The organism is Proteiniphilum sp. (assembly GCF_034927365.1).
Lineage (GTDB): Bacteria > Bacteroidota > Bacteroidia > Bacteroidales > Dysgonomonadaceae > Proteiniphilum.
The window spans coordinates 1-23,841 of sequence record NZ_JAYFQD010000005.1 but is presented as its reverse complement, the minus strand read 5'-3'; the positions used below and the strand labels follow the sequence as shown (position 1 = coordinate 23,841).

Genomic DNA, 23,841 nt, shown 5'->3' with positions numbered 1-23,841 from the left:
GTGATTATTACCTGATATTTGCAGAATAATATCAAGGATAATAAATCAAAGAATTGAAGTAAAATTGATTATCCTATATTTTGCCATATTTAAAATTTCACCTGTTTTCATGAGATATATTATAAATGGTTGACTATATATGGGCGTAAATATAAAACAAATATTTCAAACAGTCACTATTTTTTGATTTTTTTAAATATCGAAAATTTTAATCACTATAAACCCTCTCACCTCACGAACAAGGAGTTAACCTTTCACAGCAGATTCAATCGCCTACTCTATTGCACACCTCCCCACATCACCCCTACCGAAGAAAGTAGGGAAATACATCAGCTCTGCTTTGGCCGGGTTAAGATGATACTGTCCGGTATATCGTGGGATTAACTTAATGATAAAATCGTGAGACCCTTTGGATAGCTTGTGACAAAAGATAGCCACCTTCTCCTTGTGATACTCGCGGTGGGTCTCTTTCCGGAAATCACCCCTTCCTTTTGACTCATACGAACAGCCGGCAGGGATTGGCACTTCGATCATCACATAGTCGGCATCCGCATCGACAGTAACATTTACTTTGAGATCGACGCTTTTACCTGCTTCCAACCGGGTAATAATATCATCCTTATCATAGAACGCTGTTTCTACGGAGAATCCTTCGGATACCTTCTCCGGATCGCTATTCCATCCTTGCTGATAGGCGGTAAAGAATATTGGGAGCGTTCCGGTTTTTCTCACATCTACAGTTTCTCCTGCCTCAAATTCTACAGTGAGAGGAAATTCCTTATACTCTTTACCGTTGACAGTCAACTTTGTATTCGAAAAAGTGCTATTCACCGCTATCATATCTGGCATGATGGTTTCCATAATACGGGCAGATTCATAGGTATTCTGCCAGGAACCATTTTTACGTATCTCGAAGAAATAATTCCTTATCTTTTCCAGTTTATCGTCATGCCCTCCCACTTCCCGTAAAATACGGTATGCCACAAGTGTATTGTTGGTATTGTTGACATTGGGCAACATAAAATATCGCGGATAGATATCGTCTTCTTTTTCGCCCCAGTAAATGGACCCCAACATGGTTTCGGACGAAAGGTTCAACAGCGCATCGATTGGCAAATTATTACTTACCTCTGTAGAGTCAAGCAACAAAGCCATCTGCACACTTCTCAGTTTGTTGTTGACAGTTATATCCGGCAGCAAGGATATCTCCCGGAGATATTGGGTGTAATCAATTTGTGCATTGAGTTTCAGAAGCAGTTCGAGCAGATTCAGTAATTCCTGTTTAACGAGAGAATCATCACTGGCATCATCTGTCACCAGCAGGCGGCGATTCAGTTCACGGATAAGTGCATTCGCGGCACCCTGCTTATTGAAGTCGACCTTATATCCGTCGGCTTCCGCATTGATCAACGCTTCCACAATCTGCTTGGATATCCACAGTTCCGTCTTGTCCTGATTCCACCATCCCCACAGGTTCTCACTGTTCTTATTCCTTTCCAGTCGCCGGATAAGACTCCTGATCTTGTTATCCTCTTTGAACTCTTTCCCGACCATGGGGAGAATCTGTTTTTTCAATAAGAGTGCTTTTATCTTTGATGCCACCTGTTCGTTACAGAAATAGGGATAACGGTCGATTTTCTCTATTTCATCCAGGAATGATTGCATAGCGGTCGTTTGCGCATGGACAGTCACCTTGCCAAGAGCGGGATTAGTCTGGAAACGGTGACTCAAGGTGTCCCCCAAAACGGCAAACTCACCATATGATTCCAATATCCCCGGCTGATAAACGGGGATTGTCCGCCGCTCTCCATCAAAATAGCCGCTTTCCATCTTCAGTGCATAGGTGATTGTGATGCTATCAGGTTTATTTGCCAATAACGGGATCGTGTCGATGTAGGAGTTCTGTAATGAGACAGGCTCTTCGGATCTATCTTCTTCCCATTCGATCGTACGTTGTATTGTTACCGTATCGCCCAGATGATTAGTCAACCGTCCAATCACATTCAGGCTATCATTCAGGATGGCGAATTGTGGCAGGGAGAGTTGCGCATTGATCGGCTTGAAAGATTTTACTTTCAACTGTGCCTTGTCCGTTTGTTTTCGTCCCCCCACGGCAATGAAATTGGCATTCCAACTGGTGATATCATCCGGATAGGTGACTTCGAAAGAGAGGGTCCCGTCGCTTCCGGTAGAAAGACGTGGTTTCCAGAAAGCGTCGTCATGGAAATTTGTCCTGAGTGAGTTTGCGCTGCTCCACCCCTCCGGGAAAGCACTATCTGCCGACAACGGGATTGGAGTTCCTCCATCTTTCGTCTCAATAAAGATAATTCCATTGGCGGCACGGGAACCATAGATAGCGGTATCGGCATCTTTCACTACGTTCATTGACACAATATTGGCGGCATCGAAATCGGACAGGGCACCCTCATACGGAATCCCATTTATAATAATCAACGGAGCGCCATAATCCGCCTCTGATGAAGATGCACCCCGGATAAGGATTTTGTCATTACTTACATCCGGTTCACCCGAACGTTGCAGAGCAACAACACCTGCCATCCGGCCGGCGAGTGCCGTGGCGAGATCGCCCGAGGGGACGTGTAAATCTGAAGGATTTACGGTAGTGACAGAACCTACCACACTTACCTTTTTTTGTACTCCAAACGCCGTCACGACCACTTCCTCCAAAGCCTGATAATCCTCCTCTAATATTATTTGATAATCATAGCCCGCAGTGATACGGATGGTAAAAGGTTGATAACCGATATAAGCCACGAGCAGGTTGCCGGAATCGGTATTGGCCAACCTGAACTTACCGTCGAGATCGGTCATTGTACCTTTGGTCGTCCCTTCGACCTTCACTGTGGCGCCAATCAAAGGCTCACCATACTGGTCACGGACAGTTCCGGTAATCAGCTTCCCTGTATAATTGGAGATTCTGAAATCGCCGCCACTGTGTCCCGATATGACAGATATCCTATTCCGTAGATTTTTCGGTTGGGAAAGATATAAATGGGAATCGATCCGGGCAAAGACAGTCCGCCCAATACTATCCACAGGCAAAGGAGTGATCGAATCGATTTTCAGGTAATTCAGACCATTTGGTTTAAGTGTCACCGGTATCGCATATCGGGTTGTATCTCTAAAAATCAGGTCGAGTTGCCAGTTTCCTTCCGGCAGTTGATTGAAATCACGGGTAGCTCCGTAATATATATACTGTGCTTCATTAGACTCATCCATAGACGACAAGCATATCATCAAAGGTTTGGCCTCCATTTTCCCGTCCGCGAGGGATCCGACCACCAACTTGAGTTGACAACCTCGTTCATTTTGATTTACAACAGGATTATTCTTTTCGGGACGTCTGCCCTTCCCGTTATTCACTCCGGTCGACATCATCAACCCTGCTTTCCGCTCTATCCGGTCCAGTAACCCTTCACGGAACATCCCGGTGACGCTTTCCGGGGTAAGCGCATTCTGAGAAAAAGCAAGCGGTGAAGAGAAAGGTGAGATACTTGCCGAGAAGGGAACCTTTCCCCATTTTGTCCGGGCGACACTGTCCTTTCTCACCTCATAACGATGACCACCCTCAATGGGAAAGCTATTAATAAACATCGTATCAGCGTACACCCCCCCCACGTTTGCATCGCCGGAAGAAGTCCTCACATGAGGGAACGGACCAACCAGGGTAGATTCCGACAGATAGGAGCCGGTTCTATATTCGTATCGCCGATCCACTGCACTGTTCAATAAATAATAAACCCTTCCGGCATGAAACACCGCTGGTATATATATAGGATTATCGTTAGGCAGACTCACTGTCCCGACATTATTATCCACCGTGATCATATGCTCCTCAAGCTGCGCCATCTCCCATTCGCTTAATCTCCCCCTGTTTTTACGGTTTAGATTCTTCACGGTTATTTGCAAAGGGTGGTCCCCCACCTTATCCCCGGAGTTCAGGAGAACAGCTGATTTCTCAGCGTTGACGGATAATATCGTCTTCATTCCTTCCCTTACATATACATTCTCCACCGTTATGTTCCGTCCATATGTGCGGAACTTCAACGTATGGTATCCCGGCGCTACCGGAAAACTGTATACATCCAGTTGCTGCGCCCGATAGAAATAATGAGGTTGGTCGTCGATCCAGAGGATATGGACTCCCTGGGGATTCCCATCGATTACCACATAAGGGGCTATTTGGGTTACTCTATCCGGAACCTCTTCGGAATATTCATAACAGATACTGGGATAGAGGAACTTATAGTATTCTATCGAGTCGAGTCCCATCCGTTCTTTCCAGATCGACCAATCCATCGGGCTTTTGGCATTATACGGTCCCGCTTCGGATAGATCGTAATGTCTGTTATCAAACCGTTTACCCGAAACCGATTTCCCAAAAATAGCCACGTTAGGGGAATGCATATTGAATTTGGAGGTATATGCATAGGCTGTAATATCGGCATTTTTCACGGGCCGTCCTTTCTTATCCCTGACGAGCAACTCCACTTTGGCGGTCTGTCCCGGATAGACCATCGTAGGGGTGTTTACCTCCATGGATATATTCTTCTCCTCATAAGGCAAACTTCCGGTGACGGTTTTTGCCTCTTCCCCCAACAGGTAAGCCAACTGCATGGTATACCCCTGCTTTCCCTTATCCTTATAGGAATAATCGAGATTCGATGTATATCCTTTTTTAATAATCTCCTTACCTTTCCTGATAGTGTACCAGAAGGGATATCCGGCAGGATTATCCGCCACCAGCCGTATATTCCCCGCTTCCCTGAAGAAACGGTATTCCAGAATATTTTCTTTTATATCCTTCACGAAAAAAATTCCGGACGATGTGGCGGTAGTCACTTCATAATGGTCGGCAATCCACTGTAAGGGTAGAGAATAGGGTAATTGCACCGAATCGCTGAACGAAATCTCCCCTTCCGAGTTATAAGCTATAAGGGATGCCTGCACCGGCCTACTTGTTCCCTCTACCATTTCCCTGATAGTCAAAAATCCTTTTTTCACCGAGAAATCGATCTGCCGGTCACGCGTATCCATATAGAGTGTCATCTTACTCACCTGTTTCTCATTGCCTGAGTCAAGAAAACCGCATTCCACCTCATAATGGATCCCCATACCAGGCACAAACAGTGAATCCGGCAATACAAATTCCGAAGAGGCTTTGGTATCCATATCCAATGAATGCTTCCACAGTTCGTCAGGGATAAAAGAGTTATCTGCATAATATTTCCATTCCGATCGCCTGGATGGCCGTACAGTGATATCGATGCGGCCGTCATAAACCGGCATATCGTTCTCATCTTTAGCACTGAACTGCAGTTTCACCGTATCCCCCTTCACATATCTTTCCTTGTCGGCTTTCGCTTCGAACGAAACCCGTCCCAGTTCATATTCTTCATAACGGAATTCTCCACTGATATGGTTGCCGTTCCTGCCCCTGGTCTTCAACTCGATATTATATCTGTTATCAAGCAACAGTTTGAGGCTATCTGTCAGGACAAACTCCCATTCATACATCCCCGGCCGATAAGGCTGAAGAGATACCAGTGTAGTATCTATTTTCGCGGGATAACGGGAAACAAGTGAAACTTCCACCTCTTTATTGTATGGCTTTCCGTTGTGGTGGATGTACCCTTTGAAACGAACAGTCTCTCCCGGTTTATATTTAGGCTTACTACACACGACAAAACCATCATATTTATCCGGTATATTAGCCATATCCGGATCGAATATCCTGTAGAATCCATTCCTTATCCTATACCAACTACTTCTAAAAAAATGAGGACGATAATGATAGCGATATCCTTCCTCAAATTCAATATAATGCAGTACCCCATTATTATTTACTTCCACTATCTTCTCATCTGCTATCCGCCGGGTATTGTACGTCCGGGTGGATTCGTCAAACTTCAACCGTTTCAGTCCCCGTTTGACCACAGCGTCAGTGATCACATTCCCCAGGGTATCCGAAATGAAAAGCATCACCTTTTCATCTTTGACAATGTTGTAATAAAAATTATCAACGGTATGATCGCTGTATTCCAGCTTATTATCAACTGTCCTCACCTCTATATAATTACCTCTCGGCAATGCAGGAATATCTTTAGACTCGGCACAACGCATCACAAAAGTATGCAGCATGGATTCATCCAAACGCTTTCCTTTCAGATACAGATTCCGCACATCTTTCTCGTTTAATTGATAGACGAATAGCTCTCCCGAAGAGCGGCGGCTTTCGGGGAGCGACTTCTGCCATGGAGTACCCTGTCCAAAGGTGAGAGTCGATATGGAAATAAATAAGATTACAAGCGTCAACAGTGTTCGTTTCATACAGCAAGATATTTAAGGAGATAAATGTACAAATATAATGCCTATAAACACAAGGCTGCAGAATAATTATTTTAAAAACTTGAAAGCCATGAGCTCAGATCCTGTAACATCTCCTTGTGATATTTGAAATCGGTTCTATAACCCCAACCGTGGCCACCCGAAGGATAGATAAACAGGGAAGCAGGCACTTTATTTTTCTTTAAAGCGAGATAATAATAGACTCCGTTAGGCGTCGGTACCCCATCATCATCGTCCGAGAACACAATAAATGCTCTTGGTGTGTCACCGGTCACCTGTTTTTCATTGGAATAGAGATCCTCCAGTTCTTGTGAGACATTCTCTCCCAGCAAATTGTTACGCGATCCCATGTGGGTAAAAGTCTTATCCATGGTGATCACCGGATAAAACAGGATCTGGAATGCCGGACATAAATCGGTTTTTATATGGGTTGCCACCGTCGATGCCAGATGGCCTCCTGCCGACGAACCCATGATCCCGACATCATCAGGGTTGATATGCCATTCTTTTCCCATCTCCTTTACCACCCTGATCGCTTCTTCGGCATCGGAGAAAGGCACTTCTTTCACCCCTCTGGGCATACGATATTTTAAAACAGCATAAGCTATTCCCATCTTATTAAAGAAAGGAGCCCAGTCATATCCTTCATGTTGGTAAGCCAAACCATAGTAAGCTCCTCCCGGGCAAGCTATGATCATACGTCCGGTAGATATTTCCTTCGGAGGAAGGAAAACTCTCAGCGATGGCTTATAATTACGCGTATTGTCGTCAAAAGCCAGATGGTCAATACCGTTTGTATTGGGAAAACCGTTTGGCCATAGATCGAAGTCAAACTCTTTCTGGGTATATTGGGAAAATAACGGCTCACTCATCATGATGAGAAGCAGGATTGGCTGAAGATAAACTATTTTTCTCATCCTGGTAAATTTTAGATATTTGTTACTCCACTTATGATCACCCTATTTTTTTCAGGCGCTACCCTGAATACAAAACCACTATTTTCTCCTTGAATGATAAATCCTTTTTCAATGTTGATCTTGTAATCAAATCCTCTGAAGGAAGAAGAGATGGAAGATGGCTCATAATTCTTGAAGGGCAACCGTCCCATCCTCTCTTGTGGCACTTCCAATTCCAGGAACCAATGCATATCTTTCGCTTTTGCCTTACAAGAAATCTCTATCTTATCCTCCTTCAATAGGATAATATAATCAGTGTCATCCTGATCCTTTGATTCAACTTTTAAGGTCGTTTTCGATGTTTCGGTTACAATAGGATCCTTCAGAACTACACGCTGTTTCTTTCCCTCATCATCGATCTTCACAATCCTGAGGCCTGTCAACTCATCACGCGTACTCCAATGAAATCTGTCGATAACAGGAAGCGTATAATAGTAGAACTGTCCACCGGTACCGGGGGTATTCAGGTATTCCGACTCAAAGTTCTCATTAAACAGATGGATATCCCTAAAGCAAAAACCATCATTCTCCCAGAATAAATTAGTGCGGTAATAGCGGCTATTATACCAAACCGACTTGTTCCCTTTATCCCTGACATCGGTCAGTGTAGTAACCGCCGTGGCAGGGGTTGTTTGAAAATGTTCCCTGAACCACTTACCGGATGCCCCCAATGTTTCCAGCCGTATCTTCCCTGCAGTCCTCAATGAATCTATAATCGGGAACTGCATTTCCAATCCTTCACCCATTCCGGCCCAGGTAAAAGAATTTTCCTGTCCCGCCTGTGCATAATTAAAAGCCAGGGAAGGTCCATTTACTATGGATTCAAAGAAATAGTCGACCCATTTTTTGTTTTTCCCCGAATCACGATATACAGGCTCCAATGAGATCACTCCTTGCCCGTTACCGCCCACTCCGTTATCATATTGATACATCGGATCACTACCCAGCATACGAAAAACCGGCACCGGAATTTGTCCCTCTACCGACTGTGCCGGCATATATCCATTTTTCCGGCTCGGGTAATAGGCCTGATTCCAATAGCCTCCCCACAGCGTATATCCATCCGTTCCCACCTGATCCTTACAGTTGCAGGAAGCCACAATCCCATACTTGTCGTACATATAAGCCAACGTATGGGAATCAATATACCACGAGCCAACAGACTTCGGATAATCGCCGTATATCTCCCTGAATTTATTCATATAAACATCTACCAGCTTCTCCCTTTCTTCGGGAGTATAGCCGGTAGTGAAAGCAATATTGGCCGTAGAGACCCATGAATGTTGGCCACGCCATTTTATCCCCGCAGCTTCTACATGAGGCTGGGTAATTTCCCACCATGCTCCGATCTCACATTGTTGACCGAGCCGGCTTTTCATCAGTTGCTCGTACTCCGGATTGATCAGGGCATCATACTGAAATAAAAATGTAGCCGGGAAATCATATTGCCCAAGCAACTCAATCTGCTTTTCAACAGCATCGAACATAAGTGAATCAGCATTTTCCAGACGATAATCGGTCTGTCTGATGAAATTAATGATATTGATAATTCGAGGCGAGGGATCACTTTCCTTCGTCGATTGACAAGAAACGGACGAAAAGATAAGAATAAACAGGAATACCGATTTTACACTCTTCATACTTGCTCAGGATTAAATTTAGCCTGCCGGGGCAATGACTGGTGATATAAGTCCAACAAAGTTATAGTTTTTTAAACTACTGTACAAATTGAACATAATCTCTTCCGGCATTGTTTATGTTTGTATCAAAACATTTTAATTTCACAGAATTCCAAATTAGACAACTATGAGAAAATTTATTTTAGCTGCCGTTGTTTTCATGGCAGTTTCGGCAACAACTGCCTGGGCGCAGGATGTCCCTGCACTTTCAAAAGAAGAAAAAGAATATACCAAGCTCCAGGAGACATTAGAAAAAGATAGGGAGAAACTGGAAAAACTCTATTTGCAAAAAGATGTACTGGTTGCCGAAAAGAACAAAAAGCATAGTGAGGCAGTGTCAGCAGCAGATAAAAATACCAAAACGGCAAGAAACCTGAGCAAGGAGGTCGACAGTAAAAGTAAAGCAAAAAAAGCCAAGAAGGCCGCCAAACAAGCCGAGTCAAAGGCCAAGTCCGCCAGCAAAGCCGATGCCAAGCTAACAAAAAATGAGGATCAAATCAAAAAACTGGAAAAGAGCATCCAGAAGAACGAGGCAAAACTCACGAAGTTGGAAGCTAAAATTGGCCTTAACTAACCTCAGGATTGTAGCATAATTTTGGGTCTCATTTTTTCAAGAGACCTTATAAGTAAATAAAAATGGTTTCCGTATCAAGATTAATCGGCAATTCAATATACGCACTTTTCCATCATTAATCGCAAACTTTAATCGCAAAATCGGCAATTCAATATACGCACTTTTGTTATCAACAGATAATTAATCTTGAATAAGTTTTATAAGGAATTAAAAACCTCACAACATGGCACGCAAATACCTGTTAAATTTATCTTGATTGTCAATTCGACATACAAAAGGATTACCTCTATTTCGATATAAAATACATGCATCGACATAAAATTCTATATCGATGATGCTTGAGAGCGGTATTGACAATGATTTTACCGCGCCTTTGTACAATATGTTTTTGTTAGTAATGTTTACATTGCCATATCCCAAATCTATATCTTTTAGAACCTTATGAGTTGATGCTGCTATCGAACCTAAATTATAACTGATTCCTTTAGCAATCTTTATCCGTGCCCTGGGGCCTCCGTAATCTATTCTTTGCGTTACTTGTTTTCTTTCAGATACAGAGCCAGAAGATCGAAAATAACACTCCTCTTTTGGTTTCAAAATGAAATCTGAAGAGCAAACTTCAAATATACTATTCTCAATTTTCCAATATTCTATATTCTTTCCAAATGCTGATTCAACCTCTTTTTTAGAACTATATAGATCGCAATTACTTACTGTACTGAATTCGATAATCCTTTGAACGCCGTCAGGTGATAAACATTCATTTTCATCTATTTGCGTATTAGCGAAAACCCTAACAAAATTTTCCATCGCCCTCACCTCAGTATCTCTTAAAAGATTCTCTATTTCTGATAAATTGGTATTGGGTAATAATTTCTTGCAGAAAAGAAGATACTTATCCCCTAAATGACTGACATTATCGGGGGTGATTTTTTTATCAAAACCTTTAACCAGTTCTTTTTTTATAATTTCTTCAGCACCTGATTCCATATTGTTAATAAGGTAATCAAGATGCTTTTCTGTCTCAAAGCGATTAATAGCCTCGGACAGCCTTGAAACATATTTCGCAGTATTGATCCAACCAATAAGCCCCATATCAAATAAGTTTAATTAATTCATAGGGAAGTCTACAAACAGTGCTTTTCAGCATTCTATTTTTAATCCTATTTCAAACCTTTTAACTTCGGTTCTGCAACAAGAACATTTGGATAATCTGATTATCAATCGGCAATTCAATATAGGAATGAAACGTTATCAATACGGTTATTTACCAGACACGTAATATGAATTTAAAAGATAATAAAAATCTTCTATCTCTTTTAAGCCTGTAACTGTCTTTTTAGGTAGTATCCAATCGAAATGATATTGATCGCCTACAAATCGCACCTTTGTTTGTTTTGAATTGATGATATCATTAATAATTATGAATTCAGCAGTCCCTTCCTCAATATCTATCCATTCCCAAACTTCTGTATTATTGTCTCTTTTTGAGTTCGATGCATCAAGCGTATAGGTTTGTTCATCCGTTTTGATAATTATTTTATTGATAAACAACCAATCATCTCCATGATAGCGAATAACAAGCCGTTTCCAAACCTGTCCATTATCCCTCATTCCAATATAATTATAAAATGCTTTTGTGTTTGCATAATACGGCTTAGACTTACTGTAAATCCATGTGACACCCTCAATATCATCATAATTAGTAGTGAACTTTGTAATTTCTGAGTCTATCTTTTTCTTAGTCTCGGCTCTTAAACTATCCTGCAATTTAATCAGAGCGCTATCAACCACCTCTTGTTTGTCCTCCTGTAAATTCGTCTGACTTATCGGATCATTCGAATCTTCATTATTAGAAAATAATGATATAATAATAATTATCACCGAAAACACTAAAAATACGAGAAGACATCCTTTTTTTGATTTAGATTTATTTTCCATGTCCATGTGTTTTATTTCAAATTAAATAATCTATTCTTGATTATGGCTTAACCATACTGGGAAGTCTACAAAGAGTGCTTTTCAGCATTCTATTCCTAATCCTATTTCAGACCTTTTAATTTCGGTTCTGCAACAAGAACATTTGGATAATCTGATTGGGAGTATTTTTTTTGTTCACTTAACTTGTTTATTTCCGCACGCAATAACGTGTTCTCCTTGGTCAGTTCTATGATCTTATCCAGTAACATCTTGTCGTTTTGAGCAGCGGATGATAAATCAGATTTTAATTTAATCATCTCTCCTTTTCCGGTAATCAACCATTCGATACTTAAATCATGACAATAGTCATTTATTTTTCGAAGTGTCCCCTCTCCTAAATCGGCATTCCGCTTCTTCATATTGCTCAAATAACCAGATGAAAAGCCCACGGTTCGTTCAAAAACCGTGGGTTTTATCTTTTTTGATTCAAAATATGAATATAACCGATCTATTGCCTTCATTAAATTAAAATGAAAAAAGTCATCATTTTATTTTGAAAAATGAATATTGTCATTTATCTTTGTCGAAAATCTTAAACAAAAGTAGAATAAAAAATCATGACTGCCGAAGAAATCATAAAGAAAAAAAAGCACGGGGACTTAAAGACAGCGGGCGTAATGCTCGGTATCTCCGAACAAAACGCTTATGTGGCCTTGAAAAGGGAAGGGTCGAAGTATCATTCACAGATCGTGGACATACTCTCGAGAGTGATCGGTATGCGTGAGAAATTACAACAAGAAGTTGAACTATCTAAATAATTTAATCATGAGTAATTTATCAAAGGCACACGATCTCGCATTTAAATTATTATGCGAACTGGAGGAACTGAAAGACGGCGCATTTGGGCCTGACACTACTGAACAGCTTGAAACGCTGTATGAGAAAGCAGATGAACTGCAAAGTGAGTTATACGACTTAATAGAGGCGCAACTATGAAAGACTTCATTTATTGGTTATTTGACAACCTATTCTCAGAGCCTTTAAACAGCCGGATATGTTGGACTGCCATAGCATTAGCGGGCTTGTATATGGGTAGTATCATAATACGGATGAGCCTATGAAAACAGTATCCCCAATTCAAATAGCAGAGCGGAATATCGAAACGTATCCGTTTACAGGCGACTGGGAAAAGATATTAGGTGAGCCGGACATCCGCTTCAGTACCCTTATCCGGGGCGAAGCAAAGAGCGGTAAAAGCACGTATGCTGCAAAATTCGCCCAATACGTGAGCCAATTCGGGCGTGTGCTCTATGTGAGCGCTGAAGAGCGGTTAAACTCCAAAACATTACAGAACCGGCTGAAACATTGTGGTGTGACAAGCGAAAAAGTGCGGTTCATTCATACCAAGAACATCGACCAGATCGAGAAAACTATCCAGAACGGCGGATATCGCTTCGTGATCATCGACAGCGTGCAGCATGTGCAGATGAGTTACCTCGACTTTGAGGCACTCAGGCAGAAATTCAAACGACGTAAGTTGTCCTGGCACCTGATCATGCAGATGGGCGAGAACATTACCAAGTGGAAACACGAGGTAGATATGCTTGTCGACATTAAGAATGGCCGCGCCCAAGTACATGGCCGGTACAATGCGGCGACCTCTATAACTGTACTCAAAAACAATAATCAACCCTCTTTATTTGACTGAGTTATGAAAACGCTAAAATGCTGCAAATGCGGAAAAGAACTGAAAGGCGGTTTTTACAATGCGCTTTCAGGTTTTCACTGCGAAAAGTGCTGGGAGAATAGAGACAAAAAGTATAAAGACGAACAACTAAAATCTGCCTTACAAAGTCTTTCCTTCATAGGACGAACTATAAAATCCTAAACGGTTCTCGGGGCGGTTCGATTCCGCCCATAGGAACAATTCAATTTCAGAACGATATGAATATCACATCAGGAGAAATAATTACCTATAATTCGGGTTTATGGCTCTCACAGTCGTACGTGCAGGGTAATACCGATGTGGACTTTAGCTATCTGCGTGTGGCAAAGTCACGGGCAAAAAGGAGAAATGGATCGTGGAAACATAACGAAATTAATGGAATTTGTTATTTCGATTACAACTCTCTGCCAGATAAATATCGCTCACAACTTCCGGATATCGCCACATTGCAACGCTATGCGGTGAAACCTCAAAGCGACACTGAAGATATTATCAACGAGGCAGTATGGAACACTTATAAACAATTTCTTCCGGATTACGCCAATTATAAATACAAGATAGCGAAGGAACTGGCACAAGCGGCCGCAGTGATCCACGAAGCACGTAATTATGTAGAGCTGAAAGGTATTTCTTACTCGAAAAGTGCCGTTTTTGATCAATTAGTGAAAGAAATACGCCTTCAGGAACTAAAGTATCTACCGGTAACATGGAGAAATCTACGTGACAAAATTCAGGCATACGCCTCAGGTGAAAGAATTACCGATATAATCGGTGTAAAAAACACCGGCAACACCAACCGGGCGAAGTACAAAAATAACGATTTCATAAACGGTACATTAGTGGAACTGGCATCGAGCCAGAAGAACTACACATCGGCGTATATCTACCGTAAAATACGGCTGATCTGCCAACAAAACGGCTTTGAAGAATTCCCTTCGGAACGGTGGGTGAGCGATGCGGTAAAGACACCGGAGATGAAATTCCTTATTCAGCAACGTTATGGAGCCAACACACGGCACAATGCCCATTATCGCGGTTACACTCCAATGCAATCGGCTCTGTTTGCAGGGGATGCATGGCAGGTCGATGGTACCCGTGTGAACATAGTGGATCACCGTGCGACCTGGATTGATAAAGAGGGCAAAAAGCGTACCGGGCAAAAGTTCCTGTATATCGTTGCCGTGCGTGACGTGATGAGCGGATTACCACTCGGTTGGGAGTACTGTTACGAAGAGAGTGCACAGGCCGTCATCGGCGCACTGGCCATGGCCGTACGCAATTCTGGGTATCTTCCGTACGAATTCATCTATGACCGCTTTCCGGGGCACAATTCGGAAGAATGGCAATGGATTGAGAGTCAAATGCACCTCAAAGGCGTGATCATGACCAAGGCGCATAAGGCAGAGGGCAAAGGAAACATCGAGCGGTGGTTCGGCACCTTGCAATCCGTGTTCATGTCCGAAAGCGACCTCTATTATGGCGAGGGTGTCAAGTCATCCCGCCGGTACGCACACCGCAGCAAGGAGTATATAACCGAAATGCGCGCGTGGGCGGCAAAGAACAATTTCAATTTCGATAGTGCCATCCGTGAAACAGACACAATCCTTGAAAATTACATCAATACGCCCTATAACGCCTATTCACGTAAGTTCCGGAACATAGATAAAAGTCCGTTGGAACTGCACGACGAAAGCGACAAGCCCAATACCATCGCTGTGGATCAGCCTCAATATTGCTTCCTGTTCGGATTACGCAAACAGGTAAGCATCAGGAATTATATGATCCAAACCCAGATCGAGGGGGCGGTATATTATTATGGCATCGATGATGTGGATATAACAGAAAAATACACCGGGGAAAAGTTATGGAATTGCTTTGATTACGAAGATTTGAGCACCGTACACCTTTACCACGGCGACACGTATCTCGGCTCATTCAACGAGATTACACCGGCACAACGGTTCGGACCCAACAAAGACATGAGGGCCGTCGGGATCACAAAGAAGATCGCGGAGAAAAACGAAGAGCGGCGCAAACAGCGGTTACAGGATATAGAACGCCGGAGATTGACCGTCACAGAGTCAGACGAGGAAGATGCGATCTCCCCGGAAGTGGGAGCCATGCAGGGAGGGAACATCGCAAAAAGCCTCTATGAGGCGGCCGAAACCGCATTTCTGAACAAGGAATGGGCTACCGATGAAGAAGAACCGGTACATGTGAATTCAAGGAACATGTATTGATTTAAACTCAATTTAAAGTCACTTTAAACTCAATAACAAAATGACAGACAACCAGAAAAAAGAAATCATGAAACTCGTCGAAGCCGAAAAAGACCGGCTCGGGAGTTACCGCGCCGTGGCAAAGAAGTGCCAATTAAGCGAGGCGACCATTTCGCAGCTTCGCAATGGCACTTATCTGGCCGAAGGCGACGGGGTGTATGAAACCATCGCATTGGCGTTGGGATACGACTTTGACACCGGGGATTGGCAAATAGCGACCGACATCACCGATTTCATGATCGTGTATCAGACATTGCAGGATGCAAAGAACGAAAGCATGTTCATAGGCATCAGTCACCGTGCCGGAAGCGGAAAGACAACCCCGGCAGATTATTTTCTAAGCCAGCATCGCCGTTCAGGGGTATTCAAGATTAATTGTAAGGAATGGGGTGCACGCACGTTCCTGACGAAGATGGCGCAAGAGGTGGGCGCAAACATACCGAAAGGGTACATCACTTCATCCACCATCATCGAAAGTGTTTCTGAGGCGATCAAGCGTACAGCGAACATGAGGCCGCTCATCATCCTGGATCAGGCAAATTCGCTTAAGCCGGCCGCATTGAGAAGCATCATCCATCTCTTCAATGAGAATGAGGATATTTTGGGAATGGTCATCATCGGCACCGAGAATCTCGAATACGAGATCAAACGCGGTGTACGTCTCAACAAAATGGGTTACGACGAGGTGGACAGCCGCTTCGGGCGTAAGTATGTGCATCTGGTGGGCGCCACGCTTGCCGACACGCGCAAAATATGCGAGGTGAACGGATTTACGGACAGGGAACTGCAAAAGCAAATCTTCGAAGAATGCGAGCCGTCCACGGTTCAGCTCTCAGACGGCATCCGTATACGTGTGGTAGAAGACAAACGCCGGATAAAAAGAATTATCAATCGGGAAAAACTCAAAAGACGTCATGCAGCAGCAAGCTAAAAGAATAAGCACGTTTGCAAGATTCCATGCGCTGTTGGGGCAAATGCCGGGCGTGGACAAAGAAGATCTGGTATGGCAGTACAGCGGGCTGCTTACCACATCTCTCCGGGAATTCCACGAAAAGAAGCCTTACGACTACCAGCGCATGATCAATGACATGCAACGTATTGTGGATGAAATGAACGGGAAGAAACCGAAACAGGTGAAGCCGGCACAATCGCCGGACGTCACCGAACTGAAACGCCTGCGTAGCGCGGTATTGCACCGCCTGCAAAAGCATGGCATCGACACGACAGACTGGAACCGGGTAAACGCTTTCATGCGGCAACCGCGGATCGCTGGTAAGACGTTGGGCGAAATGTCCATCGAGGAACTGAAACTGTTTATTCCGAAAATGCAGGCCATCCTTTCAAAGGACAAGGCGGTAAGGGACGAATATGAACGACTGGCACGAATAAACTGAGGTAATGAATATCCGGAAGATGCAACTGGGACGCCGCGCGGCGTATTTGAGGCGATGTGTACAAGTACTCGAACTTCTTGAAATGCACGAAACAAATCATAGTGTGCGTAGGCGTGTGTTCGATATTCACATAAAGCCGGTTGTAGGTGTAAGTTATACAACCTTCAACAATATGCTTAACGAGCCAAACCCACAACGTCAACTGGATGAGATCGAAAACGAATTAAACGATTTATGATTAATGGAAGCTTCTCAAAGTATAATAGACAAAATAAGAAAACTCAAACAATTAAGTGAGGGAGCGGCCCGGATAAATTCTATTGCTGAATCGGAAAACGCTTCTTTGGCTGTACACAGGCTACTTACGAAGTATAATCTATCATTGGTTGATATTGAAAGTCGCTCAGATGAAAAGCCATCAATAGAAATTGAAAAAAGTGAACTTATTTCCGTTCAAAACATGTATGGAAGAGCATGGAAAGAAAGGCTGTTAATGACACTTTGCCGATACAATTACTGCCGGATGATCGCTTCGTCTTATAAAGTATTCATTCTTGGCACGGAGTTGAATACTACTGCGGTGATCGACCTTTTCAACTCACTGCAATCAATTTACCTGTATAATGCAAAAAAGGATTACGAAAAGGTTAGGAAACACATGAGGGGAGGGCAATTGACTGAGAGTTACAAGAGGAAACATATTACTTCTTTTCTACTTGGATGCCCTATCGGTTTGTCTGTCAAATTAGATCGGATTCAAACAAAGGAATGCACATCTCTTATTGTCAAGCATGACGAGTTGATTGACAAATACGTTTATGCAAACCTGAAATTGAGAAGTAAGCCTCTCAAAGAAATCAAGGTAAAGTCATCTGCTTATAATAGGGGGTATGACTGTGGGATAAACACAGGACTAAAAAAAACACTTAATTAAATTATTGATATGAAACAAGAAACCGTAACAATGACTCCTGAAGAGCTCGCCGAATGGGAAGCATTTCAGGCACAAAGGAAAGCAAAATTAAAGGCCGAAAAACAGGCACAGGACCGTGAAAGCTACAAGCAATTAGTGGATGAAAGCATCGAGATGTGCTTTCCTTCCCTGAAGGGGATTGCGGATCAACTCCGTATAGGAAAGAAACTTTGCTATGACACGTTTGCCCAAGTTGTGGAGATGAAAGCAGACGTGTATGGCGTGAAAGACGGGCAGAAATCACATGCGTTCACACATAGGAACGGCACAATGAGAATTATTCTCGGCAATTATGAAACGGACAATTACGATGACACGGTGAATGTGGGCATAGAAAAGGTCAAAGAATATCTCAAATCACTGGCTAAAGACAATGACAGTAGCTTACTCGTTGAAGGAGTGCTCAAACTCCTGAGCCGGGACCAGACGGGTAACCTTAAAGCTTCACGCGTGCTTCAACTAAGGAAGATGGCAGAGCAAAGCGGCAACGAAAAGTTCATCGACGGGGTGAAGATCATCGAGGACGCGTATCGTCCAGCCGTGTCAAAGACTTTTGTAAAGGCAGAATACAAGAATGAGCAAAACGAATGGATCGCCGTGCCTCTTGGAATGACGGAAGCCTAATCCACAATGGTTCTCGGGCGGGGTTCGATTCCCCGCCGTGGAGCAAATTTATTCACTTTTTAAATTACAAATTATGGAACTATTTATTATCATCGGATTATCTATACTGGCATTGGCCCTGGTATTGGTTATCCTTATGCAAAGGGAAGACATGGAAGATTTGAAACATGCGCTTGACCGCATGAGTGAATTATACCGCCAGGAAAGCGACCGGAACATAAAGAAGCTACGGGAAGATGTCTTGAGGGATGATCTGGAACTTTTAAACCGTTTGGGATGATCTGTGATGTGTCTGTAAGAACCGGAATGCATGTTGATGACATATTGGGGCGTTCACGGATACAAGATATCGCTCTTGTGAGGCAATTGTATTGGAAGTTGCTACGCATGAAAAAAAGTTATTCGTTTAAAACTATTGGTCGGCTGTGCGAACGAAATCATTCTACTATCGTAAATGGTATTAAACATGTTGACAGCCTCCTTGAGATCAACGATGAATATGCAGTGAAAATGTGGAATAAGGTAAAGGATATTGAGGCATGATTATAGCAGTAGATTTTGATGGAACGATAGTGAAAGACGATTACCCTTTTATCGGTGATCCTATGCCGGGGGCAATTGAGACGCTAAGAAAGCTAAAGAAAGAAGGATATCAGCTGATATTATGGACATGTCGGACTGGGCAGAAGTTGGCCGAGGCGGTGAAGTATTGCTCTGAAAATGGCATTCGTTTTGACACCATCAACGAAAACATACGCTACAACATAGTGTCTCACAATGGAAGTGATTCCCGCAAAGTTGGAGCAGATTTATACATCGATGACCGGGGACTGGTAAAAATACCCGATTGGGATGAAATATACCGTATCGTTCACCGGCGGGTGCCGGATCAGAAAGATTTACTGAATTATGAATATGGATATGAAGGAGATTGTTGATTTTCTCAAAATAACAATAACGGATGAAGTATATAATTTTTGAAGATGAAAAAACCGGACTGATAGAGCCGGTTATATTTGGGAAGCACACTACACACGCCCAAATAAAGATAGATCGGGCAAAGCCCATAAGTGCGGGGTTCTTTTATATTGAGAAAGGTGAAATTCAAGTTTACGGAGAGAGTGAAAGTTTAGGATTAAAAACACATTTCTCTGATAAAGACTATATCGCTAAGGTATTATTAAATATGGGAACAGCCCATTTCATACCGGGCTTATTTTGATGATAAATGACTTTTTTTTATTATTGGCCGCTTCTGTTTGTGAAAATAGAAGCGGTTTTTTATTTGGTATCGAAATAGTTTTGTAGATTTGCAGCTAAATAATCATTGAAAATAGCTTTATGTCAGAAGAAAAAACAGCCTCTCCGAAAATATTCATTTCGTACAGTTGGAAACCGGAAGAAAACAAGGAATGGGTATTAGATTTAGCCGACCGCTTACATCGTGAAGGTGTACATGTGATTATTGATGAATGGGATTTAGCCAAAGGTCATGACAAATACTCATTTATGGAAAAAATGGTGAATGATCCTGAAATCTGTAAAGTTCTTCTTATATGTAATGATGATTACGTTATAAAAGCCAATAACCGTAAAGGAGGCGTGGGTGAAGAAAGTTTGATAGTATCAAAAGAAATTTATAGCAGTGCTGATCAAACAAAATTTATTCCTGTTATCAGATCATCAAAAGATGGTTCCCCGAATCTCCCCACCTTTATTCATAGCAGGATAGGTGTTGATATGCGAGATCCGGACAAATTCGAGGAGCGATATGAAGAGTTAATGCGGGATATTAATAATAAACCTAAAAGAAGCAGGCCTCCATTAGGTCAATTGCCATCGTATATAACGGATGATTCTGTTATCGTATATAGTACGGCCCACAAATTTAGGCCATTAAAAGAGGCTATTGTCAGTTCAAAGCCTAACACTAATGCGTTAATGAAAGATTATTTTCGTGAGTTAGGAGAAACCTTATTATCTTTCTCATTGTCTAACGAAGAAAAAGAGAAGCCTGATTTTGACGACATTGTGGTAGATAGATTCAACCAACTGGGACCCTTAAGAGATGAGGTCGTAGAAGTATTTAGCCTCTACATAAACTATAACAAAGATGTAGACTCTGATTTACTAATATCTATTTTAGAACATCTATTAAATATAGAGGTAAAGCTTAATAATATTATATATTCATCCGCACCTTATTACAATGAACACATTTCTCTTTTTTTAAATGAAATGTTCTTGTATTTATCAGCTCTACTTCTGAAATATGAACGATATTCGGTTCTAAAGGATATTGTTACTACATCATACTGGAGAGAAAGTGAATATTCGGCAGATATTAATTACATAAGTTGTGCCAAGGCTTTTAATAAATATCTTCAATCACTAAATGAGTATAGAACAAAAAGATTAGATTTAAGGCATTACTTTCTTTCATCTTTTATTCTTCGATCTCGAAATGCAAATACATATCTCAAATTTGATGAGATAATTGAAATCGACTCAATTTTATACTATCTGGGGTTGATTTATGGTTTTGATTGGAGTCCAAGATTAAGTTGTTATAGTAGGATTCGGTTTTTATATCCATTTTTCCAAAAGATGAAATCAAAGCGGTTTTTCAATAAAGCAAAAACCTTATTCGATGTTGAGAGTAAAACAGAGCTAATAGAAAAAGCAAAGAATATAAAAACCGAAAACCATTACAGCTCTTATTATTATAATATTGATAATATTAATAATATACTTAATGATAATAATATTGCTATAGTCAATTAATCAGGTAATAAAAAACACATGTAATCGTAAATAGTAAGTATATTTGTGTCAAATAATATTTTCGAAAATGAATGTTTTAACTGAAATAATCAGTCTTTTATCTAATGAAAGAGAGTCCCTAACCAATGGATTATACAAACTCAAAATTCTTGCTTCCAGAATTAAAAATAACGAGTTGCTAAACTGGATAAATAAAGAATTGAATGGCTATGAAGATGAGGATGTTTTACCTAATTATAGAGTAGGTGATGTGCTTTTAAAAGGTACATATATCAATCAAATCGGTCATTCTATTCCGGATCAACCTATACCTGCTTTTAAATTTTCAGAAAGGTTAGAATATTTTGCAAAAAAAATAAATATCACTCAAGGTATTTCAATCATCGAGAATATAGCAAATAGCGAAGACGACAGTATTTCTTATAGTGTCCCAGCTGAACTCGGAGCCATTATAACTAATATTATTAGAGAATACAATCCAACAGCACGAAGATTTAATTTAATAAATCTACATAGAGTTGTAAGTGTTATTTCTTATAAGAATATCCTGATAAAAGTTAGAAATCATGCATTAGAACTGGCTTTGGCCTTAGAGGTCGAAATGGGATATGAAGTTGAAATAGAAGAAATAATAAAAAATAAAGGTGAGGCAAACCAAATAATACATAACTATATGACTCAAAACATTACAAACATCGGAGATGGAAACTCTATAACTATAGGGAATAACAACAAGATCGATCAAAACCTCAATATACAGAAAGGGGATTTTAATCAATTAAAGAATGAACTGTCTCAATTGGGATTAGAGGATCATGATATAGATGATTTACAAGAAGTTTTAGAAAGTGAAAAGGATAATAATGAGTCCGAACAACTCGGAAAAAAAACTCAAGGATGGATCAGGAGAATGGGGGATAAACTTATAAAAAATGGAAAGAAAATAGGTGTCGAATTTGGCATAACTACACTAACAGCCATAATTCGAGCATATTTAGGGATATGACTAATATAATTACAAAGCGGTTATGTTTGACCGCTTTGTACACACCCTTTAAATCAGGATTAAATTCCCTTTAAATTAAGCTGCAAACAAATTCAGTTCACCCTGCCGGGTTGGTTCTGGGTAATTGCATACGATCCATTCTTCCTGTTTTCTCCGGGATTCGATCTTCTTACTGGCGCTCAACTGACGTTCGACGGTATGGATGATCCAGCCGAACCGGTCTGCGTAGGAATGAATATTGTCATTCGGATACATCGTAAGCATGAATTTCCCCTGAAGCGTAACACATAGCTGTAACAGCCTGTCGAGATCATGTTCATCGAACATACCAGCATAATGAGCCATATCGCTTCCCACATAGGGAGGATCGATGAAATGAAACGTGTCGGGCGTATCATACCGGGCGATGATCCGGAAGGCATCATCACTTTCGATCGTGGTTGCCTCGAGGCGCCGTTTGAGTTCGACCGTGAACGCTTCCTTTGCAAAATCGACTTTTTTTGCTTGGCGGCCTTCGGACTTATCGAATCCGAAACTGTTGGACAACTGTCCGGCAAATCCCATCTTACTCAACACCCACACCGCCCAGGCACGCTGCACGTTGCTGAAATAGTCCGGATGTTCATAGATGAACCATGCCGTCTCGTGCTGGAACCGACTGTGTAATGTCCGGTCAATCTCCTTTTTCAGTTCATCGAAATTACTCACGATCGTACGATAGAAGTTGATCAGTTCGCCATTCAAGTCATTTATCACATCCATCTGGCTTGGTTGTTTTGCAAAGAAAACAGCAGCCCCACCGGCAAAGCTTTCCACATAAATGTTATGTGCCGGGATAAGCGGAACAATGTGCTTCAGCATCGTTTGTTTGCCGCCATAATAGGTAATCGGAGTTCTCATAATGTAAATTTTAAAAGTGTAGTTTGTTTCATTTTTTATTTATAATTTTGCTTTCTCTCTGACAAATAATAATGCGACGATACCGCACCAATCGACAATACAGTTATCACACTATATTGCTCTCGGGTACGCGGTATCGTCGCGTTTTATACAGTTGAAAGGTCAGAGAGTCAACTGCGACCGGGGGCTTTTTTATACCTTAAAAAAGATACTTCCAGACCGCCCAGAATTTTCGCATCTTCAAATAAGAAGAATTTCCTTCATTGGCATACGCCTCTCTTTCAAAGCTGATATTTCTATATGCCTCATGTGTATTACGGAGCATGACTAACCTGATCAGGTACTCAATTGCATACAAGATGTAGAAAAATACATACAATAGTTCCCGCATCTGCATGACGTGTATCCACTCGTGATTCAGGTCCTCATCGGTCACATTCGCTTTCGGGGCGGTCAACAGGAGTTCGAAGAACAGGAAATACTTCTTTCCTATGATCCTTAATAATTTGTAAGCCCCCGATAAAATACCTATTTTAGCGTAAATGGTTTTTTCCGATCTTTGCCGGCAAACCTATTTTTTATGAAGCCTGTAAGCAAAGAAGAATTCCTGGAAATATTGGAACGCCAACAGAAAAGCGGGTTAAGCATCAAGGACTT

General features: G+C 41.7%; 23 protein-coding genes and 1 pseudogene. 16 read left to right on the top strand and 8 right to left on the bottom strand.

Going from position 1 to position 23,841, the window contains the following annotated elements:
- Positions 1–273 precede the first annotated feature (273 nt).
- From VB073_RS02180 to VB073_RS02170, 3 genes and pseudogenes are all read right to left on the bottom strand, one after another.
- A complete protein-coding gene (locus tag VB073_RS02180) occupies positions 274–6,351 on the bottom strand; it encodes a carboxypeptidase-like regulatory domain-containing protein (RefSeq protein ID WP_323402506.1) in 6,078 nt (2,025 codons plus the stop codon).
- 74 nt (positions 6,352–6,425) lie between these two features.
- Positions 6,426–7,286 (bottom strand): annotated as a pseudogene (locus VB073_RS02175) (alpha/beta hydrolase); the annotation flags it as partial.
- An 11-nt stretch (positions 7,287–7,297) separates the two neighbouring features.
- Entirely contained in the window at positions 7,298–8,965 is a 1,668-nt protein-coding gene (locus VB073_RS02170) for a hypothetical protein (protein WP_323402505.1), read from the bottom strand.
- Positions 8,966–9,131: 166 nt separating this feature from the next.
- Between VB073_RS02170 and VB073_RS02165 the strand changes: the two genes are divergently transcribed.
- Entirely contained in the window at positions 9,132–9,578 is a 447-nt protein-coding gene (locus tag VB073_RS02165; protein ID WP_323402504.1) for a hypothetical protein, read from the top strand.
- A 216-nt stretch (positions 9,579–9,794) separates the two neighbouring features.
- Here the strand turns inward: VB073_RS02165 and VB073_RS02160 are convergent, their stop codons facing one another.
- The 3 genes from VB073_RS02160 to VB073_RS02150 form a co-directional block, all read right to left on the bottom strand.
- Complete coding sequence (locus VB073_RS02160; RefSeq protein ID WP_323402503.1) at positions 9,795–10,673, bottom strand: hypothetical protein; 879 nt, start codon at positions 10,671–10,673, stop codon at positions 9,795–9,797.
- 168 nt (positions 10,674–10,841) lie between these two features.
- Positions 10,842–11,519 (bottom strand): hypothetical protein, encoded by a 678-nt coding sequence (locus VB073_RS02155; RefSeq protein ID WP_323402502.1) that lies wholly within the window; start codon positions 11,517–11,519, stop codon positions 10,842–10,844.
- A gap of 101 nt (positions 11,520–11,620) precedes the next feature.
- Entirely contained in the window at positions 11,621–11,917 is a 297-nt protein-coding gene (locus tag VB073_RS02150) for a hypothetical protein (protein ID WP_323402501.1), read from the bottom strand.
- A gap of 198 nt (positions 11,918–12,115) precedes the next feature.
- Between VB073_RS02150 and VB073_RS02145 the strand changes: the two genes are divergently transcribed.
- The 15 genes from VB073_RS02145 (at position 12,116) to VB073_RS02080 (ending at position 22,284) form a co-directional block, all read left to right on the top strand.
- The gene (locus tag VB073_RS02145) at positions 12,116–12,316 is read left to right on the top strand and encodes a hypothetical protein (RefSeq protein WP_323402500.1); all 201 of its coding nucleotides are present in this window, start codon (positions 12,116–12,118) and stop codon (positions 12,314–12,316) included.
- A 7-nt stretch (positions 12,317–12,323) separates the two neighbouring features.
- Entirely contained in the window at positions 12,324–12,494 is a 171-nt protein-coding gene (locus VB073_RS02140; RefSeq protein ID WP_323402499.1) for a hypothetical protein, read from the top strand.
- A 121-nt stretch (positions 12,495–12,615) separates the two neighbouring features.
- Positions 12,616–13,206, top strand: coding sequence for a hypothetical protein (locus VB073_RS02135; RefSeq protein WP_323402498.1), 591 nt, complete (start codon positions 12,616–12,618; stop codon positions 13,204–13,206).
- Between the two features lie 236 nt (positions 13,207–13,442).
- Complete coding sequence (locus VB073_RS02130) at positions 13,443–15,464, top strand: transposase family protein (protein WP_323402497.1); 2,022 nt, start codon at positions 13,443–13,445, stop codon at positions 15,462–15,464.
- Positions 15,465–15,504: 40 nt separating this feature from the next.
- A complete protein-coding gene (locus VB073_RS02125; protein WP_323402496.1) occupies positions 15,505–16,434 on the top strand; it encodes an ATP-binding protein in 930 nt (309 codons plus the stop codon).
- Positions 16,418–16,897 carry a hypothetical protein gene (locus VB073_RS02120; RefSeq protein WP_323402495.1) on the top strand — a complete coding sequence of 160 codons (480 nt, stop codon included), beginning with the start codon at positions 16,418–16,420 and terminating at the stop codon, positions 16,895–16,897. The genes VB073_RS02125 and VB073_RS02120 overlap by 17 nt, the downstream gene beginning before the upstream one ends.
- Before the next feature lie 4 nt (positions 16,898–16,901).
- Positions 16,902–17,135, top strand: a complete 234-nt coding sequence (locus VB073_RS02115) for a hypothetical protein (RefSeq protein ID WP_323402494.1) — start codon at positions 16,902–16,904, stop codon at positions 17,133–17,135.
- A 3-nt stretch (positions 17,136–17,138) separates the two neighbouring features.
- The gene (locus VB073_RS02110; RefSeq protein ID WP_323402493.1) at positions 17,139–17,831 is read left to right on the top strand and encodes a DUF2786 domain-containing protein; all 693 of its coding nucleotides are present in this window, start codon (positions 17,139–17,141) and stop codon (positions 17,829–17,831) included.
- 9 nt (positions 17,832–17,840) lie between these two features.
- The gene (locus VB073_RS02105; protein WP_323402492.1) at positions 17,841–18,494 is read left to right on the top strand and encodes a DUF3164 family protein; all 654 of its coding nucleotides are present in this window, start codon (positions 17,841–17,843) and stop codon (positions 18,492–18,494) included.
- 73 nt (positions 18,495–18,567) lie between these two features.
- Positions 18,568–18,774: a hypothetical protein gene (locus VB073_RS02100; RefSeq protein ID WP_323402491.1), complete on the top strand. Its 207-nt coding sequence runs from the start codon at positions 18,568–18,570 to the stop codon at positions 18,772–18,774.
- A complete protein-coding gene (locus VB073_RS17400; protein ID WP_416349488.1) occupies positions 18,771–19,037 on the top strand; it encodes a helix-turn-helix domain-containing protein in 267 nt (88 codons plus the stop codon). The genes VB073_RS02100 and VB073_RS17400 overlap by 4 nt, the downstream gene beginning before the upstream one ends.
- The gene (locus VB073_RS02095) at positions 19,034–19,432 is read left to right on the top strand and encodes a hypothetical protein (protein WP_323402490.1); all 399 of its coding nucleotides are present in this window, start codon (positions 19,034–19,036) and stop codon (positions 19,430–19,432) included. Before VB073_RS17400 ends, VB073_RS02095 begins: the two co-directional genes overlap by 4 nt.
- Positions 19,433–19,455: 23 nt before the next feature.
- Complete coding sequence (locus VB073_RS02090) at positions 19,456–19,716, top strand: hypothetical protein (RefSeq protein WP_323402489.1); 261 nt, start codon at positions 19,456–19,458, stop codon at positions 19,714–19,716.
- 119 nt (positions 19,717–19,835) lie between these two features.
- Positions 19,836–21,278, top strand: a complete 1,443-nt coding sequence (locus VB073_RS02085; RefSeq protein WP_323402488.1) for a toll/interleukin-1 receptor domain-containing protein — start codon at positions 19,836–19,838, stop codon at positions 21,276–21,278.
- Positions 21,279–21,345: 67 nt separating this feature from the next.
- A complete protein-coding gene (locus VB073_RS02080; protein WP_323402487.1) occupies positions 21,346–22,284 on the top strand; it encodes a hypothetical protein in 939 nt (312 codons plus the stop codon).
- Between the two features lie 75 nt (positions 22,285–22,359).
- Here the strand turns inward: VB073_RS02080 and VB073_RS02075 are convergent, their stop codons facing one another.
- Positions 22,360–23,184: a DNA adenine methylase gene (locus VB073_RS02075; protein ID WP_323402486.1), complete on the bottom strand. Its 825-nt coding sequence runs from the start codon at positions 23,182–23,184 to the stop codon at positions 22,360–22,362.
- A gap of 199 nt (positions 23,185–23,383) precedes the next feature.
- Positions 23,384–23,641, bottom strand: coding sequence for a hypothetical protein (locus VB073_RS02070; protein ID WP_323402485.1), 258 nt, complete (start codon positions 23,639–23,641; stop codon positions 23,384–23,386).
- Positions 23,642–23,841 lie beyond the last annotated feature (200 nt).